Below are 15,368 nucleotides of genomic sequence, written 5' to 3'. Positions count from 1 at the left end.
GCCTCGTCCGGCGCGGTCATTTCTTGGTCACGTTTCCTTTATCTAACCTTCAAATATGTCTTTCCAAATTATCGCAAATGACGCTATGTTTAGCATAGTGTGCTGCCCTGGCGCGGGTGGACGCCCTTAAGTTAGCTATCATATGCTTTTCTTATGCATACAATCAGAATAATGCGCTAACAAACAACAACACAACAAATGCAATAACCATAACTATGGGGACTCTCAGGATGAAAATGACGGGTAAGGCCTTACTGGCAGGATGCATTGCACTGGCAATGAGCCACGCGGCGCTGGCAAAAGATATTAAAGTCGCGGTAGTGGGGGCGATGTCTGGCCCGGTTGCCCAGTATGGCGATCAGGAATTTACCGGTGCCGAGCAGGCGGTTGCCGATATTAATGCAAAGGGCGGGATCAAAGGCGACAAACTGGTTATCACCAAATATGACGATGCCTGTGACCCGAAACAGGCGGTAGCGGTAGCCAACAAAGTGGTTAACGATGGCGTTAAATACGTTATCGGCCACCTGTGCTCTTCTTCCACTCAGCCAGCATCTGATATCTACGAAGACGAAGGTATTCTGATGATCACCCCGGCGGCAACCGCTCCGGAGTTGACGTCACGCGGCTATAAGCTGACTCTGCGCACCACTGGCCTTGACTCTGACCAGGGCCCGACCGCAGCAAAATACATTCTTGACCACGTTAAGCCCAAGCGAATTGCGGTAATCCACGACAAGCAGCAGTACGGTGAAGGTCTGGCGCGTTCGGTGCAGGATGGCCTGAAAAAAGGCGGCGCTAACGTCGTGTTCTTCGACGGCATTACCGCCGGTGAGAAAGATTTCTCTACCCTGGTGGCGCGCCTGAAGAAAGAGAACATCGACTTCGTTTATTACGGCGGCTACCACCCGGAAATGGGACAGATCCTGCGTCAGTCCCGCGCTGCTGGCCTGAAAACCCAGTTCATGGGTCCGGAAGGCGTAGCGAACGTATCCCTGTCTAACATCGCCGGTGATTCTGCTGAAGGCCTGCTGGTTACCAAACCTAAGAACTACGATCAGGTTCCGGCTAACAAACCGGTTGTGGACGCGATTAAAGCTAAGAAACAGGATCCGAGCGGTGCATTCGTCTGGACTACCTACGCCGCGTTGCAGTCTCTGGCGGCTGGTCTGAACCAGAGTGAAGACCCGGCAAAAATCTCTGAATGGTTGAAGGCTAACAGCGTTAACACCGTAATGGGGCCGCTGTCCTGGGACCAGAAGGGCGACCTGAAGGGCTTTGAGTTCGGCGTGTTTACCTGGCATGCCAACGGTACAGCGACCGACGCAAAATAAACAGCAAACGGCAACCTCTGGTTGCCGTTTTAGTGTTTGCACCCTCTCCCTTAGGGAGAGGGACGGGGTGAGGGGGCGCCTATTTCTCCCAGCCGCCGCTCTGTGCGCGGAACCCCGAAGCCTGCATAAACGCCGCCATCGCTTCGCGGTCTTCCACGCCAACATCCGCCAGCCACCAGTGGTTAATCGCCGCGTTATCCCGCATCACTTCTTCCAGCAGGTACTGCCCCACGCCGCGGCGACGGGTGATCTCGCGCACCCGCAGCGAATCCAGCGCGCCTTGTGAACCGGTCAACGTGACGCGTACCGCCCCGAGCAGGCGATCGTTAAATTTTGCGGCATAGATCCTTTCGTTATCGCTAAGCGTCAGCGAGGCGCTGGAATATTCCGGCCAGATCTTGCCGAGGTCAATTTTATCCTGAGCGCTAAACTCAAACAGACGAATGATGGTGAGTTTCATAAGTGACCTAACCAAAAAGCGGGAAAACGTCGAGTGTAACCAATTTATTTGCCCCAGACGCTTTATCTTTTTTATGCCGCTGAGCAGTTGATTACTTTTTGTGGCAAACCGAAGCCAGCCTTAAAAATGGCAGATTGAATCCTGACCAGGATAAAGCACTAAAATCCAGTGAATTGTTCGGCTCTTTGTGCCGCTATTTTATGCTGATTTCAGTGCTTTTTTTTGTTTAACTATGGCGAAATACAGAATATTATCTCTACTTAATCGCCTGAAAAATAGAGAGTTTAGCCGGATAAATTGTAAATTTTGCCGCTAACTCCTTCAAGGCAATGATAAAAATGGTCATTGATTAAAAAAAGCACTGGGTGCTTTTTAACCACGTTATGGGGATGGAACGGATGAAGATGAACGCGAAGACATTACTCGCCGGAGTGGTTGCGTTGGCGATGTCTCACGCGGCAACCGCTGGAGATATTAAAGTGGCTGTTGTCGGGGCAATGTCAGGCCCGGTAGCGCAGTGGGGCGACATGGAATTTAACGGTGCCCGCCAGGCTATTAAAGACATCAACGCCAAAGGCGGCATCAAAGGGGACAAGCTTGTTGCCGTAGAATACGACGACGCCTGCGATCCGAAACAGGCCGTAGCGGTAGCGAACAAGATCGTGAACGACGGCGTGAAATACGTTATCGGCCACCTTTGCTCTTCCTCTACTCAGCCAGCCTCCGACATCTATGAAGATGAAGGCATCCTGATGATTACCCCGGGCGCGACGAACCCGGAGCTGACCCAGCGTGGTTACGGCATGATTATGCGCACCGCTGGCCTGGACTCTTCCCAGGGCCCGACCGCGGCCAAATACATCCTCGAGCACGTTAAGCCGCAGCGCGTTGCCATCATTCACGATAAGCAGCAATACGGTGAAGGCCTGGCGCGCTCCGTGCAGGACGGCCTGAAGAAAGGCGGGGCTAACATCGTCTTCTTCGACGGCATTACCGCGGGCGATAAAGACTTCTCCACTCTGGTGGCGCGCCTGCAAAAAGAAAATATCGACTTCGTTTACTACGGCGGGTACTACCCGGAAATGGGTCAGATCCTGCGCCAGGCGCGCGCCGTGGGTCTGAAAACTCAGTTTATGGGGCCGGAAGGCGTGGGCAATGCTTCTCTGTCCAACATCGCTGGCCCGGCGGGTGAAGGAATGCTGGTGACTATGCCTAAGCGCTATGACCAGGAGCCTGCCAACAAAGCTATCGTGGATGAGCTGAAAGCAGAGAAAAAAGACCCGAGCGGCCCGTATGTCTGGATAACCTATGCGGCGGTTCAGTCTCTGGCAACCGCGATGGACCGTACCGGCAGCAAGGATCCTGCCGCGCTGGTTAAAGATTTAAAAGCGCATGGCGCGAACACCGTTATTGGGCCGCTGAACTGGGATGAAAAAGGCGATTTGAAAGGATTTGAATTCGGTGTCTTCCAGTGGCACGCCGATGGTTCGTCCAGCGTGGCGAAATAAGGCGACGACTCTATAGTCATCCCACCCTCCGGCTTTCTGCCGGGGGGTCATTAAAAGGTTAAGTTATGTCCGAGCAGTTTCTCTACTTCCTGCAGCAGATGTTTAACGGCGTCACGCTGGGTAGTACTTATGCGCTGATAGCTATCGGCTATACGATGGTGTACGGCATTATCGGCATGATCAACTTCGCCCACGGCGAAGTGTATATGATCGGCAGCTATGTCTCTTTCATGATAATCGCCGCGCTAATGATGCTCGGAATTGATGTTGGCTGGATGCTGGTCGGCGCAGGCTTTATCGGCGCGATTATTATTGCCAGCGCTTATGGCTGGAGCATTGAGCGCGTCGCCTATAAGCCGGTGCGCAACTCCAAGCGCCTGATTGCGCTTATTTCCGCCATCGGTATGTCTATATTCCTGCAAAACTACGTCAGCCTTACCGAAGGCTCGCGTGACATCGCGCTGCCAAGCCTGTTTAACGGCCAGTGGATAGTGGGCGCGAGTGATAATTTCACCGCCACCATTACTACTATGCAGCTGGTTATCTGGGTAGTGACCTTCCTGGCGATGCTGGCGCTGACGCTGTTCATCCGCTATTCCCGTATGGGCCGCGCCTGCCGCGCCTGTGCTGAAGATTTGAAAATGGCGAGCCTGCTCGGCATTAATACCGACCGCGTTATCTCCCTGACCTTCGTGATTGGCGCTGCGATGGCGGCGGTTGCGGGCGTTCTGCTCGGCCAGTTCTACGGCGTTATCAACCCTTATATCGGCTTTATGGCCGGGATGAAGGCCTTTACCGCGGCGGTTCTGGGCGGTATCGGCAGCATTCCTGGTGCCATGATTGGCGGCCTGATCCTCGGCGTTGCCGAAGCGCTGACCTCCGCTTATTTGAGCACTGAATATAAAGACGTTGTCTCCTTCGCTCTGCTGATAGTGGTGCTGCTGGTGATGCCGACCGGTATCCTCGGTCGTCCGGAGGTTGAGAAAGTATGAAGCCGATGCATGTTGTCTTTTCGCTGCTCTCTGCGGCCATGTTCTTTATTCTGGCATCGGTATTTATGGGCGTTCAGCTGAGCCTGGACGGTACCAAACTGGTGGTAAACAGCGCCGCTTCCGTGCGCTGGGAATGGGTGCTTATCGGCACCGCCGTAGTGCTGGTGTTCCAGCTGCTGCGCCCGCTGTTCCAGAAAGGCATGAAGAAAGTTTCCGGGCCGAAGTTTGTGCTGCCCGCGCTGGATGGCTCAACGGTTAAGCAGAAGCTGTTCCTGGTGGCGCTGCTGGTTGCCGCCGTTGCGTGGCCGTTTTTGGTTTCGCGCGGTACGGTAGACATCGCCACGTTAACCATGATTTACATCATCCTCGGCCTGGGGCTGAACGTGGTGGTGGGGCTGTCCGGCCTGCTGGTGCTGGGTTATGGCGGCTTCTACGCTATTGGCGCTTATACTTTTGCGCTGCTGAACCACTATTACGGCCTTGGCTTCTGGACTTGCCTGCCGCTGGCGGGCCTGGTGGCCGCCGCCGCCGGTTTCTTGCTGGGCTTCCCGGTGCTGCGCCTGCGTGGTGATTATCTGGCGATTGTGACGCTGGGCTTCGGCGAAATCGTCCGTATCCTGCTGCTGAATAACACCGAGATAACCGGCGGCCCGAACGGCATCAGCCAGATCCCGAAACCAACCTTCTTTGGCCTCGAATTTAGCCGTACCGCCCGTGAAGGCGGCTGGGATACCTTCAGCAACTTCTTCAACGTGGCCTACGATCCCAGCGACAGGGTTATCTTCCTCTACCTGGTGGCGCTGCTGCTGGTAGTGCTGTCGCTGTTCGTGATTAACCGCCTGCTGCGTATGCCGCTGGGTCGCGCGTGGGAAGCGTTGCGCGAAGATGAAATCGCCTGCCGCTCGCTGGGTCTGAATCCGACCCGCATTAAGCTGACCGCGTTTACCATCAGCGCCGCGTTTGCCGGTTTTGCCGGGACGCTGTTTGCCGCGCGCCAGGGCTTTGTCAGCCCGGAGTCCTTCACCTTTGCCGAGTCGGCGTTTGTGCTGGCGATTGTGGTATTGGGCGGGATGGGCTCTCAGTTTGCGGTTATTCTGGCGGCCGTGCTGCTGGTGGTTTCCCGCGAGCTGATGCGTGACCTGAACGAATACAGCATGCTGGTGCTCGGTGGCCTGATGGTGCTGATGATGATTTGGCGTCCGCAGGGCCTGCTGCCGATGACGCGCCCGCATCTGAAATTGAAGAAAGAGCAAGTGAAAGGAGAGCAGGCATGAGTCAGCCATTGTTATCCGTCAGCGGCCTGATGATGCGTTTCGGCGGCCTGCTCGCCGTCAACAATGTCTCTCTGGAGCTGCATCCTCAGGAAATCGTTTCACTTATCGGCCCCAACGGCGCCGGTAAAACCACGGTGTTTAACTGCCTCACCGGCTTCTATAAGCCGACCGGCGGCACCATCATGCTGCGTGACCAGCATCTTGAAGGGCTGCCGGGCCAGCAGATTGCTCGTATGGGCGTGGTGCGTACTTTCCAGCACGTACGCCTGTTCCGCGAAATGACGGTGATTGAAAACCTGCTGGTGGCTCAGCATCAGCAGCTGAAAACCGGTATTTTCTCCGGGTTGCTGAAAACCCCTGGCTTCCGTCGCGCCCAGAGCGAAGCCCTGGACCGGGCGGCAACCTGGCTTGAGCGAATTGGCCTGCTCGAGCACGCTAACCGCCAGGCAAGTAACCTGGCCTATGGCGATCAACGTCGCCTGGAAATTGCTCGCTGTATGGTCACTCAGCCGGAAATTTTAATGCTGGATGAGCCTGCTGCCGGCCTTAACCCGAAAGAAACCCATGAGCTTGATGAGCTGATCATGGAGCTGCGTAATCACCACAACACCACGGTGTTGCTGATTGAGCACGACATGAAGCTGGTAATGGGCATTTCTGACCGTATCTACGTGGTGAACCAGGGAACGCCGTTGGCAAACGGCACGCCGGAGCAAATCCGCAACAACCCTGATGTCATTCGCGCCTATTTGGGTGAGGCATAAGATGGAAAATATAATGCTGTCGTTTGACAAGGTGAGCGCCCACTACGGAAAAATCCAGGCGCTGCACGAAGTCAGTCTGCATATTAAACAGGGTGAAATCGTTACCCTGATCGGCGCCAACGGGGCCGGTAAAACCACGCTGCTCGGCACGCTGTGCGGCGACCCGCGTGCCACCAGCGGCCGTGTGGTATTTGATGGCAAAGATATTACAGACTGGCACACCGCGCGCATCATGCGTGAGGCCGTAGCCATCGTGCCGGAAGGCCGCCGCGTCTTCTCCCGCATGACGGTAGAAGAGAACCTGGCGATGGGCGGATTTTTTGCCGAGCGTGACCAGTTCCAGGAGCGCATCAAGCGCGTCTATGAACTGTTTCCGCGCCTGCATGAGCGCCGCATTCAGCGGGCGGGCACCATGTCCGGCGGCGAGCAGCAGATGCTGGCGATTGGCCGGGCATTGATGAGCCAGCCGCGTCTGTTACTGCTGGATGAACCTTCGCTTGGTCTGGCGCCAATTATCATCCAGCAAATCTTCGACACCATCGAACAGCTGCGCAGCGAAGGGATGACCATCTTCCTCGTTGAGCAAAACGCCAACCAGGCGCTGAAGCTGGCCGACCGGGGTTACGTCCTGGAAAACGGCCACGTCGTGCTGGAAGACACCGGCGAGGCCTTGCTGGCGAACGAAGCGGTAAGAAGCGCCTATCTGGGCGGCTAATAAAAGCAAAACGGCAACCTCGGTTGCCGTTTTTTTTGTTTGCCCCCTCTCCCTGTGGGAGAGGGGCGGGGTGAGGGCATCAGGCTACTCGGTGTTGTTTGCCCCCCCTGCTCAGAGGGGCGAAGAAAATATATCCTCCCCGATCCAAAGAAACATTTCATTCACCTTGCTGTAACCATTCTGTCATCCGGCCGTTATTTTTCTGTCATTCGAGCGTGTCATGTTACCTCGCGAGCATAAAACGCGTGATTTCGCGCATCCGGCACAACAAGAGAGATAACCGAATGACATCGTTACGACACACAGCTTTGGCGCTGACGCTGGGTCTGGCATTTGCCAGCCAGGCGATGGCCGTTACCACCATCCCTTTCTGGCATTCAATGGACGGGGAACTGGGTAAAGAAGTTGATTCTCTGGCTACCCGCTTCAACGAAACGCATCCTGACGTCAAAATTGTGCCGGTTTATAAAGGCAACTATGAGCAGAGCCTGGCTGCGGGCATTGCGGCATACCGCTCCGGTAACGCGCCAGCCATCCTGCAGGTTTATGAAGTAGGCACCGCGACCATGATGGCTTCTAAAGCTATCAAGCCGGTCTACGAAGTGTTTAAAGACGCAGGTATCAATTTCGACGAATCCCAGTTCGTGCCGACCGTTGCCGGTTACTACACCGACTCCAAAACGGGCCACCTGCTGTCCCAGCCTTTCAACAGCTCCACGCCGGTGCTGTACTACAACAAAGACGCTTTCAAGAAAGCGGGCCTGAACCCGGACCAGCCGCCTAAAACCTGGCAAGACGTTGCCGAGTACAGTGCCAAACTGCGCGCGGCCGGCATGAAGTGCGGCTACGCCAGCGGCTGGCAGGGTTGGATCCAGCTGGAGAACTTCAGCGCCTGGCACGGCCTGCCGTTTGCGACTAAAAACAACGGCTTCGACGGCACTGACGCGGTTCTCGAATTCAATAAAGCAGAGCAGGTGAAACACATTGCGATGCTCGAAGAGATGAATAAGAAGGGCGATTTCACCTACTTCGGCCGTAAAGACGAGTCTACCGAGAAGTTCTACAACGGCGATTGCGCAATCACCACCGCTTCTTCCGGCTCTCTGGCTGATATCCGCCAGTACGCGAAATTCAACTACGGCGTAGGCATGATGCCTTACGACGCAGACGCGAAAGGCGCTCCGCAGAACGCCATCATCGGTGGTGCAAGCCTGTGGGTTATGCAGGGCAAAGACAAGCCAACGTATAAAGGTGTTGCCGAGTTCATGCAGTTCCTGGCTAAGCCGGAAATCGCCGCTGAGTGGCACCAGAAAACCGGTTACCTGCCAATCACCACCGCGGCTTACGACCTGACCCGTAAAGACGGCTTCTACGACAAGAACCCGGGTGCGGATACCGCAACTCGCCAGATGCTGAACAAGCCGCCGTTGCCGTTCACTAAAGGCCTGCGTCTGGGCAACATGCCGCAGATCCGTACCGTGGTTGATGAAGAGCTGGAATCCGTATGGACCGGCAAGAAGACGCCACAACAGGCTCTGGATACCGCCGTTGAGCGTGGTAACCAGCTGCTGCGCCGCTTCGAGCAGTCTACCAAGTCATAAGATCTACCCCCATCCCGCATTCTCCCTGAAAGAGAGTGCGGGATGAGGGGCATAGCCCCACCCGTATCAACATAAACCGAGTAACTCTATGTCATCATCTCGCCCGGTGTTTCGCTCAAGCTGGCTCCCCTACGCCCTGGTGTTGCCGCAGTTGATTATCACCGTCATCTTCTTTATCTGGCCGGCGGGCGAAGCCCTCTGGTACTCGCTGCAAAACCTTGACCCGTTTGGTCTGTCCAGCCACTTTGTTGGCCTGGATAACTTCGTGCAGCTGTTCCACGATAGCTACTATCTGGACTCTTTCTACACCACGATGATTTTTAGCGGCCTGGTGGCGGGCAGCGGCCTGCTGGCCTCGCTGTTTTTTGCCGCTCTGGTCGATTACGTGGTGCGCGGTAGCCGCTTCTATCAAACCATGCTGCTATTGCCCTACGCTGTTGCACCCGCCATCGCCGCGGTGCTGTGGATCTTTCTGTTCAACCCGGGACGCGGGCTGATTACCCACGTACTGGAAGAGTTTGGCTATAACTGGAACCACGCACAGAACAGCGGCCAGGCCATGTTCCTGGTAGTGTTCGCCTCCGTGTGGAAGCAGATTAGCTATAACTTCCTGTTCTTCTTCGCCGCCCTGCAGTCGATCCCTCGTTCGCTGGTGGAAGCCGCAGCCATTGACGGAGCTGGCCCGGTGCGCCGCTTCTTCTTTATTTCGCTGCCGCTTATCGCCCCGGTGAGCTTTTTCCTGCTGGTGGTGAACCTGGTTTATGCCTTCTTCGATACCTTCCCGGTTATCGACGCGGCAACCGGCGGTGGCCCGGTTCAGGCAACCACCACGCTTATCTACAAGATTTATCGCGAAGGGTTTGCCGGGCTGGATCTCTCTTCCTCGGCGGCGCAATCGGTGGTGCTGATGCTGCTGGTGATTGTCCTGACGGTGGTTCAGTTCCGCTTCGTTGAACGTAAGGTGCGCTACCAATGATTGAGAACCGTCGCGGGCTGACTATCTTCAGCCATACCCTGCTCATCCTCGGCATTATCGTGATTTTGTTCCCGCTGTACGTGGCGTTTGTCGCCGCGACGCTGGATAACAAAGCGGTTTTTGATACGCCGATGACGCTTATCCCCGGCACCCATTTGTGGGAAAACATTAGCTATATCTGGAACAACGGCGTGGCGGTGAACAGCGCGCCTTTTAGCCGGATGCTGTTTAACAGCACGGTGATGGCGCTGGTGATAACCATTGGCAAAATCGCCGTTTCTATGCTGTCGGCCTTCGCCATTGTCTGGTTCCGCTTTCCGCTGCGCAACCTGTTCTTCTGGATGATCTTTATCACCCTGATGCTGCCGGTTGAAGTGCGTATTTTCCCTACGGTAGAGGTTATCTCTAACCTGAAAATGCTCGACAGCTACACCGGTTTGACGCTGCCGCTGATGGCTTCGGCTACCGCCACGTTCCTGTTTCGCCAGTTTTTCATGACGCTGCCAGACGAGCTGATGGAAGCGGCCCGCATCGACGGCGCCTCGCCGATGCGTTTTTTCTTTGACATCGTACTGCCGCTGTCCAAAACCAATCTGGCCGCGCTGTTCGTGATCACTTTTATCTACGGCTGGAACCAGTATCTCTGGCCGCTGCTGATTATCACCGACGCTGACCTGGGAACCGCCGTGGCGGGTATCAAAGGAATGATTGCCAGCGGTGATGGCGTGACGCAGTGGAACCAGGTTATGGCGGCAATGCTGCTGACTCTTGTTCCTCCGGTAGTTATCGTTTTAGTAATGCAGCGCGCGTTTGTGCGTGGCCTGGTTGATAGTGAGAAATAGCCCATGGCAGGTTTAAAGTTACAGGCAGTAAGTAAGAGCTGGGACGGCAAGACCCAGGTGATCCAGCCGTTGACCGTTGACGTAGCGGACGGCGAGTTTATCGTCATGGTTGGGCCGTCGGGCTGCGGTAAATCTACGCTGCTGCGTATGGTCGCCGGGCTTGAGCAGGTCACCAGCGGCGACATCTGGATTGACAGCCAGCGCGTCACTGACATGGAGCCAAAAGAACGCGGCATTGCGATGGTGTTCCAGAACTACGCCCTCTACCCGCATATGACGGTGGAAGAGAACATGGCGTGGGGGCTGAAAATTCGCGGTCTGGGCAAAGAACAGATCCGCCAGAAAGTGCTGGAAGCTGCCCGTATTCTTGAGCTGGATGCGCTGTTAACCCGCCGCCCGCGCGAGCTTTCCGGCGGCCAGCGCCAGCGTGTGGCTATGGGCCGCGCCATCGTGCGTGACCCGGCGGTATTTCTGTTCGATGAACCTCTGTCCAACCTCGATGCCAAGCTGCGCGTTCAGATGCGCCTTGAGCTACAGCAGCTGCATCGCCGCCTGAAAACCACCAGCCTGTACGTTACGCACGACCAGGTCGAAGCCATGACACTCGCCCAGCGCGTGATGGTGATGAACAAAGGCATAGCGGAGCAAATTGGTACTCCGGTTGAAGTTTATGAGCGCCCGGCCAGCCGCTTTGTTGCCAGCTTTATCGGCTCTCCTGCGATGAACCTGCTGGAGGGCAAAATCAGCATCGACGGCTCGCGCTTTGAGCTGGATGGCGGCGACGTATTGCCAATTGGCAGCCAGCATTTACAGTGGGTTGGCCGCCCGATGACGCTGGGTATCCGCCCGGAACATATTGCGATAAGCTCACAGGCTGCAGGCGGCATTCCCATTGTTGTTGAAACCCTGGAAATGCTCGGCGCCGATAACCTGGTGCACGGCCGCTGGGGCGGTCAAAAGGTGGTTATTCGCCTTTCACACCAGGAGCGTCCTCAGCCGGGAACCACGCTGTGGGTCCATCTGCCGGAAGAACATCTGCACTTCTTTGATGGTAAAAACGGACAACGCTTATGAGCAACTGGCCCTATCCAAAAATCGTCGCCCACCGTGGCGGCGGTAAACTGGCACCGGAAAATACCCTCGCGGCAATCGACGTGGGGGCGCGCTACGGCCACACCATGATTGAGTTTGATGCCAAGCTGTCACGCGATGGGCAAATTTTCCTGCTGCACGACGACACCCTGGAGCGCACCAGCAACGGCTGGGGCGTTGCCGGAGAGCTGAACTGGGATAACCTGCTGAAAGTGGATGCGGGTAGCTGGTTCAGCCGCGAATTTGCCGGCGAGCCGCTGCCGCTGCTCTCTCAGGTTGCCGAGCGCTGTAGGCAGCACGGCATGATGGCCAATATCGAAATCAAGCCGACCACCGGCCTGGAAACGGAAACTGGTAAAGTGGTGGCATTGGCCGCCCGCGAATTGTGGGCCGGGCAAACCGCACCGCTGCTTTCGTCTTTTGAAATCCCGGCGCTGGAAGCCGCGCAGCAGGCTGCACCTGAGCTGCCTCGCGGGCTGCTGCTGGACGAATGGCGTGACGACTGGCGCGAACTGACCACCCGTTTACAGTGCGTGTCGATTCACCTGAATCATCAACTGCTGGATGAGGCTCGCGTGAAGGAGCTAAAAGCGGCGGGCTTATATATTCTGGTGTATACCGTGAACGTTCCGCATCGTGCAGCTGTGCTGCTGGAGTGGGGCGTCGATGCCATCTGTACCGATCGCATCGACGAGATTGGCCCTGATTTTAACGCCTGAGTTTTACGGCGTAACGGGCGGCAGAGTTGAGCTATTTTGATTCAGCATGCCGCCGTTTCCTGCCTTCAGCATCCCGTTTTTGCCGCTCGGTAGCGGCTGCTCCCTTATCCCCGGCTGTGATTGTAAAACCCGCTGCGAGTTGTTGTTGAGCTGCGTCTGTAGCTTCTGCTGTTGAAGCTGGCTCTGCGTCTGAAGCTGCTGTTTAAGCATCCCCTGCTGCTGGGTCTGCTGAGCCTGCATTTCCGACTGCATGCGCTGCTGGCTCGGATTCTGGTAGCCAGGAAGGTTTGGATTATTGGTGGTGTTTAGCGGCTGGGCCAGCGCCGTTAAGGGCAGCAGGGCTGCCAAAAGCCATACTTTTTTCATCGTCATCTCCTCCCGTCAGGGGCTTTTTAAGTTTACTCCGTTTCCCTTCACACGGTGATTATTTCGGATTTGTGAACCAGGATTAAGCGGGGACTTTCCCCGGGTAAATGAGGATATAACGATGATAAAACAGTGGAAAAAGCTGAGCTGGGCCGCTATCCCGGCGTTGTTAATTGGGCTATGCCTGCCGGGTGTCGCGGCTCCTCCGCCGGTTTCTTACGGCGTGGAAGTGGATGTTCACCATCCTGTTGTAGCCGAACATGGAATGGTGTCTTCTCAGGATGCGGCGGCAACCCGGGTTGGCGTTGAGATTTTAAAGCAGGGCGGCAATGCGGTTGATGCCGCAGTCGCCGTGGGTTATGCGCTGGCGGTCACGCACCCGCAGGCGGGGAATATTGGCGGCGGCGGCTTTATGATGCTGCGAACGAAAGACGGCAAAACCGTCGCCATCGACTTCCGTGAAATGGCGCCTGAGAAAGCCAGCCGCGATATGTTCCTGGATGATAAAGGCAATGCGGACAGCAAAAAATCGCTGACCTCACACCTGGCCTCCGGCACGCCCGGCACCGTGGCCGGTTTTAGCCTGGCGCTGGATAAATACGGCACTATGCCGCTGAACAAAGTGGTGCAGCCTGCGATCAAGCTGGCGCGTGATGGTATTACCGTCAACGATGCGCTGGCGGACGATCTCAAGCAGTACGGTGCGGAAGTGATCCCGAACCACGAAAACAGCAAGGCCATTTTCTGGAAAGCTGACGGCCAGCCGCTGCAAAAAGGCGATAAGCTGGTGCAGGCAAACCTCGCAAAAAGCCTGGAGATGATTGCCGAGCAGGGGCCGGATGCTTTCTATAAAGGCGCGATTGCCGACCAGATTGCCGAAGAGATGGCAAAAAACGGCGGGCTGATAAGCAAGGCGGATCTTGCTAACTACAAGGCGGTGGAACGCAAGCCCGTCAGCGGCGAATACCGTGGCTATGAGGTTTACTCCATGCCGCCTCCGTCTTCCGGCGGTATTCATATCGTGCAGATCCTGAATATTCTCGAAAACTTCGACCTTGCGAAATATGGCTTCGGCAGCGCCGATGCGATGCAGGTTATGGCCGAGGCTGAAAAATATGCCTACGCCGACCGCTCGGAATATCTCGGCGATCCGGATTTTGTGAAGGTGCCCTGGCAGGCGCTGACCAGCAAGGCCTATGCGAAATCACTGGCCGAGAAAATCGATATCAACAAAGCCCGCCCGTCGAGTGAAATCAAACCCGGCAAACTTGCCCCTTATGAAAGCGACCAGACCACACATTTCTCGGTGGTGGATAAAGACGGCAACGCCGTGGCGGTAACCTATACGCTCAATACCGTATTTGGCACCGGCATCGTTGCGGGTAATACCGGCATTCTGATGAATAACCAGATGGATGACTTCTCCGCCAAGCCCGGCACGCCCAACGTTTACGGGCTGGTAGGTGGGGAGGCCAACGCCGTGGGGCCACATAAACGCCCGCTTTCTTCTATGTCGCCGACGATTGTGGTGAAAGACGGTAAAACATGGCTGGTGACCGGTAGCCCGGGCGGTAGCCGCATTATCACCACCGTGCTGCAAATGGTGGTCAACAGCATCGACTTTGGAATGAACGTTGCCGAAGCGGCCAATGCTCCGCGCTTCCATCATCAGTGGCTGCCGGACGAGCTGAGGGTGGAGAAGGGCTTTAGCCCGGATACGCTAAAACTGCTTAAAGAGAAGGGGCAAAACGTCGAAGTGAAGGCGGCTATGGGCAGTACGCAAAGCATTATGGTCGCGCCGGACGGCAAGCTTTACGGCGCTTCAGACCCACGCTCGGTAGATGATTTAGCGGCAGGGTACTGATTGTTCTTACTTTCCCCTTTCCCTAAAAAGGAGAGGGGTGCGTTCAAGTTGAAGCCAGTTTTTCTTTCTCCCTCTCCCTGTTAGGGAGAGGGGCGGGGTGAGGGTAAAAATCACTCCGGTTTAAAACGTGCCATAAAGTAAGCGTCCACATACTCGCCGTCGCGCAGGGCGAAGAGCTTGCCGGTGCCTTCCACCTCGAAGCCAAACTTGCGGTAGGCCGCCAGCGCCGGTGTGTTATCGGTATACACCGTTAGCTCAATACGGCTGATGCGCAGCCAGTTGTCACACAGGTTAACCATCTCCTGAATCAGAGCCGAGGCAACGCCCTTGCCCTGATGATCGGCATGCACGCCCATGCCAAATGTTGCCACATGGCTGCGGCGCGGAGACTGCTCCACCGACAGCGTCAGTTGCCCGACAATCTCATCTCCAACGCAGGCCACCAGATGCCGGCTGCCCGGTTTGGGGTCAGTAATTCTGTCATACCAGGCTTTTAGAGGCGGATGAGGTAGCTGTAGCGTGTCGCGGTAAAGCGCCGGATGGGCATACATTTTCTGTAAAGCTTCCGCATCGCCGGGTTCGGCGTGACGCACGACAACAGATTTCATCCTTTTCTCCTCAATGGGTTATGGAAAACCTTTTAAACATCATTGACTTTGAAGTTCAAGTCAATGCCATTTTTTTCAAAAAAAACTTTACAAGTGCGAATGATAATGATTATTATTGCCATGCGTTCAGGGGAGACCCCTACGGAGACATCCTGAAAGCACGACATTGCTCACATTGCTTCCAGTATTACTTTAGCCAGCCGGGTGCTGGCTTTTTTTTTGCCCTTCTTATTTGAAGCCGTAGCTGCGTTTG

The 15,368-nt window shown here is 55.8% G+C and carries 15 protein-coding genes; 12 read left to right on the top strand and 3 right to left on the bottom strand.

Going from position 1 to position 15,368, the window contains the following annotated elements; all coding sequences use genetic code 11:
- Nucleotides 1-230: 230 nt before the first annotated feature.
- Nucleotides 231-1,334 carry a branched-chain amino acid ABC transporter substrate-binding protein gene (locus tag HMPREF0201_RS20075; protein WP_072145787.1) on the top strand — a complete coding sequence of 368 codons (1,104 nt, stop codon included), beginning with the start codon at nucleotides 231-233 and terminating at the stop codon, nucleotides 1,332-1,334.
- 79 nt (nucleotides 1,335-1,413) lie between these two features.
- On the opposite strand, the gene panM is transcribed toward HMPREF0201_RS20075, so the two are convergent.
- Complete coding sequence (gene panM, locus HMPREF0201_RS20070; RefSeq protein WP_016538579.1) at nucleotides 1,414-1,794, bottom strand: aspartate 1-decarboxylase autocleavage activator PanM; 381 nt, start codon at nucleotides 1,792-1,794, stop codon at nucleotides 1,414-1,416.
- Between the two features lie 398 nt (nucleotides 1,795-2,192).
- Here panM and livK point away from each other — a divergent pair, with 398 nt between their 5' ends.
- From livK to ugpQ, 10 genes are all read left to right on the top strand, one after another.
- Complete coding sequence (gene livK / locus HMPREF0201_RS20065) at nucleotides 2,193-3,302, top strand: high-affinity branched-chain amino acid ABC transporter substrate-binding protein LivK (protein WP_039898911.1); 1,110 nt, start codon at nucleotides 2,193-2,195, stop codon at nucleotides 3,300-3,302.
- 65 nt (nucleotides 3,303-3,367) lie between these two features.
- Nucleotides 3,368-4,294 carry a high-affinity branched-chain amino acid ABC transporter permease LivH gene (gene livH / locus HMPREF0201_RS20060; RefSeq protein ID WP_008457946.1) on the top strand — a complete coding sequence of 309 codons (927 nt, stop codon included), beginning with the start codon at nucleotides 3,368-3,370 and terminating at the stop codon, nucleotides 4,292-4,294.
- Nucleotides 4,291-5,568: a high-affinity branched-chain amino acid ABC transporter permease LivM gene (locus HMPREF0201_RS20055; protein WP_016538576.1), complete on the top strand. Its 1,278-nt coding sequence runs from the start codon at nucleotides 4,291-4,293 to the stop codon at nucleotides 5,566-5,568. The genes livH and HMPREF0201_RS20055 overlap by 4 nt, the downstream gene beginning before the upstream one ends.
- A complete protein-coding gene (gene livG / locus HMPREF0201_RS20050; RefSeq protein ID WP_016538575.1) occupies nucleotides 5,565-6,332 on the top strand; it encodes a high-affinity branched-chain amino acid ABC transporter ATP-binding protein LivG in 768 nt (255 codons plus the stop codon). The genes HMPREF0201_RS20055 and livG overlap by 4 nt, the downstream gene beginning before the upstream one ends.
- A gap of 1 nt (nucleotide 6,333) precedes the next feature.
- Nucleotides 6,334-7,047, top strand: a complete 714-nt coding sequence (gene livF / locus HMPREF0201_RS20045; RefSeq protein WP_016538574.1) for a high-affinity branched-chain amino acid ABC transporter ATP-binding protein LivF — start codon at nucleotides 6,334-6,336, stop codon at nucleotides 7,045-7,047.
- 284 nt (nucleotides 7,048-7,331) lie between these two features.
- Nucleotides 7,332-8,648 carry a sn-glycerol-3-phosphate ABC transporter substrate-binding protein UgpB gene (gene ugpB / locus HMPREF0201_RS20040; RefSeq protein ID WP_016538573.1) on the top strand — a complete coding sequence of 439 codons (1,317 nt, stop codon included), beginning with the start codon at nucleotides 7,332-7,334 and terminating at the stop codon, nucleotides 8,646-8,648.
- 88 nt (nucleotides 8,649-8,736) lie between these two features.
- Nucleotides 8,737-9,624: a sn-glycerol-3-phosphate ABC transporter permease UgpA gene (gene ugpA, locus HMPREF0201_RS20035; RefSeq protein WP_039898909.1), complete on the top strand. Its 888-nt coding sequence runs from the start codon at nucleotides 8,737-8,739 to the stop codon at nucleotides 9,622-9,624.
- On the top strand, nucleotides 9,621-10,466 hold the full coding sequence (ugpE, locus tag HMPREF0201_RS20030) for a sn-glycerol-3-phosphate ABC transporter permease UgpE (RefSeq protein ID WP_016538571.1): 846 nt from the start codon (nucleotides 9,621-9,623) through the stop codon (nucleotides 10,464-10,466). The genes ugpA and ugpE overlap by 4 nt, the downstream gene beginning before the upstream one ends.
- A gap of 3 nt (nucleotides 10,467-10,469) precedes the next feature.
- Nucleotides 10,470-11,540 carry a sn-glycerol-3-phosphate import ATP-binding protein UgpC gene (locus HMPREF0201_RS20025; RefSeq protein ID WP_016538570.1) on the top strand — a complete coding sequence of 357 codons (1,071 nt, stop codon included), beginning with the start codon at nucleotides 10,470-10,472 and terminating at the stop codon, nucleotides 11,538-11,540.
- Nucleotides 11,537-12,277, top strand: a complete 741-nt coding sequence (ugpQ, locus tag HMPREF0201_RS20020; RefSeq protein ID WP_016538569.1) for a glycerophosphodiester phosphodiesterase — start codon at nucleotides 11,537-11,539, stop codon at nucleotides 12,275-12,277. Before HMPREF0201_RS20025 ends, ugpQ begins: the two co-directional genes overlap by 4 nt.
- A 3-nt stretch (nucleotides 12,278-12,280) precedes the next feature.
- On the opposite strand, the gene HMPREF0201_RS20015 is transcribed toward ugpQ, so the two are convergent.
- Nucleotides 12,281-12,643: a DUF2756 family protein gene (locus tag HMPREF0201_RS20015; RefSeq protein WP_039898907.1), complete on the bottom strand. Its 363-nt coding sequence runs from the start codon at nucleotides 12,641-12,643 to the stop codon at nucleotides 12,281-12,283.
- A 121-nt stretch (nucleotides 12,644-12,764) separates the two neighbouring features.
- Here HMPREF0201_RS20015 and ggt point away from each other — a divergent pair, with 121 nt between their 5' ends.
- Nucleotides 12,765-14,507, top strand: coding sequence for a gamma-glutamyltransferase (gene ggt / locus HMPREF0201_RS20010; RefSeq protein ID WP_016538567.1), 1,743 nt, complete (start codon nucleotides 12,765-12,767; stop codon nucleotides 14,505-14,507).
- A 110-nt stretch (nucleotides 14,508-14,617) separates the two neighbouring features.
- On the opposite strand, the gene HMPREF0201_RS20005 is transcribed toward ggt, so the two are convergent.
- A complete protein-coding gene (locus HMPREF0201_RS20005; protein WP_016538566.1) occupies nucleotides 14,618-15,115 on the bottom strand; it encodes a GNAT family N-acetyltransferase in 498 nt (165 codons plus the stop codon).
- Between the last annotated feature and the right edge of the window lie 253 nt (nucleotides 15,116-15,368).

This window comes from Cedecea davisae DSM 4568 (genome assembly GCF_000412335.2).
Lineage (GTDB): Bacteria > Pseudomonadota > Gammaproteobacteria > Enterobacterales > Enterobacteriaceae > Cedecea > Cedecea davisae.
This window is presented reverse-complemented; position numbering and strand designations above follow the sequence as displayed.

What these genes read in the sequence shown, in the direction of transcription:
- livG (WP_016538575.1), top strand. Translation starts at nt 5,565, where the DNA reads ATGAGTCAGCCATTGTTATCCGTCAGCGGCCTGATGATGCGTTTCGGC.
- HMPREF0201_RS20075 (WP_072145787.1), top strand. Translation starts at nt 231, where the DNA reads ATGAAAATGACGGGTAAGGCCTTACTGGCAGGATGCATTGCACTGGCA.
- livF (WP_016538574.1), top strand. Translation starts at nt 6,334, where the DNA reads ATGGAAAATATAATGCTGTCGTTTGACAAGGTGAGCGCCCACTACGGA.
- ugpA (WP_039898909.1), top strand. Translation starts at nt 8,737, where the DNA reads ATGTCATCATCTCGCCCGGTGTTTCGCTCAAGCTGGCTCCCCTACGCC.
- ugpB (WP_016538573.1), top strand. Translation starts at nt 7,332, where the DNA reads ATGACATCGTTACGACACACAGCTTTGGCGCTGACGCTGGGTCTGGCA.
- livK (WP_039898911.1), top strand. Translation starts at nt 2,193, where the DNA reads ATGAAGATGAACGCGAAGACATTACTCGCCGGAGTGGTTGCGTTGGCG.
- HMPREF0201_RS20055 (WP_016538576.1), top strand. Translation starts at nt 4,291, where the DNA reads ATGAAGCCGATGCATGTTGTCTTTTCGCTGCTCTCTGCGGCCATGTTC.
- ugpQ (WP_016538569.1), top strand. Translation starts at nt 11,537, where the DNA reads ATGAGCAACTGGCCCTATCCAAAAATCGTCGCCCACCGTGGCGGCGGT.
- ggt (WP_016538567.1), top strand. Translation starts at nt 12,765, where the DNA reads ATGATAAAACAGTGGAAAAAGCTGAGCTGGGCCGCTATCCCGGCGTTG.
- HMPREF0201_RS20025 (WP_016538570.1), top strand. Translation starts at nt 10,470, where the DNA reads ATGGCAGGTTTAAAGTTACAGGCAGTAAGTAAGAGCTGGGACGGCAAG.
- ugpE (WP_016538571.1), top strand. Translation starts at nt 9,621, where the DNA reads ATGATTGAGAACCGTCGCGGGCTGACTATCTTCAGCCATACCCTGCTC.
- HMPREF0201_RS20005 (WP_016538566.1), bottom strand. Translation starts at nt 15,115, where the DNA reads ATGAAATCTGTTGTCGTGCGTCACGCCGAACCCGGCGATGCGGAAGCT.
- livH (WP_008457946.1), top strand. Translation starts at nt 3,368, where the DNA reads ATGTCCGAGCAGTTTCTCTACTTCCTGCAGCAGATGTTTAACGGCGTC.
- panM (WP_016538579.1), bottom strand. Translation starts at nt 1,794, where the DNA reads ATGAAACTCACCATCATTCGTCTGTTTGAGTTTAGCGCTCAGGATAAA.
- HMPREF0201_RS20015 (WP_039898907.1), bottom strand. Translation starts at nt 12,643, where the DNA reads ATGAAAAAAGTATGGCTTTTGGCAGCCCTGCTGCCCTTAACGGCGCTG.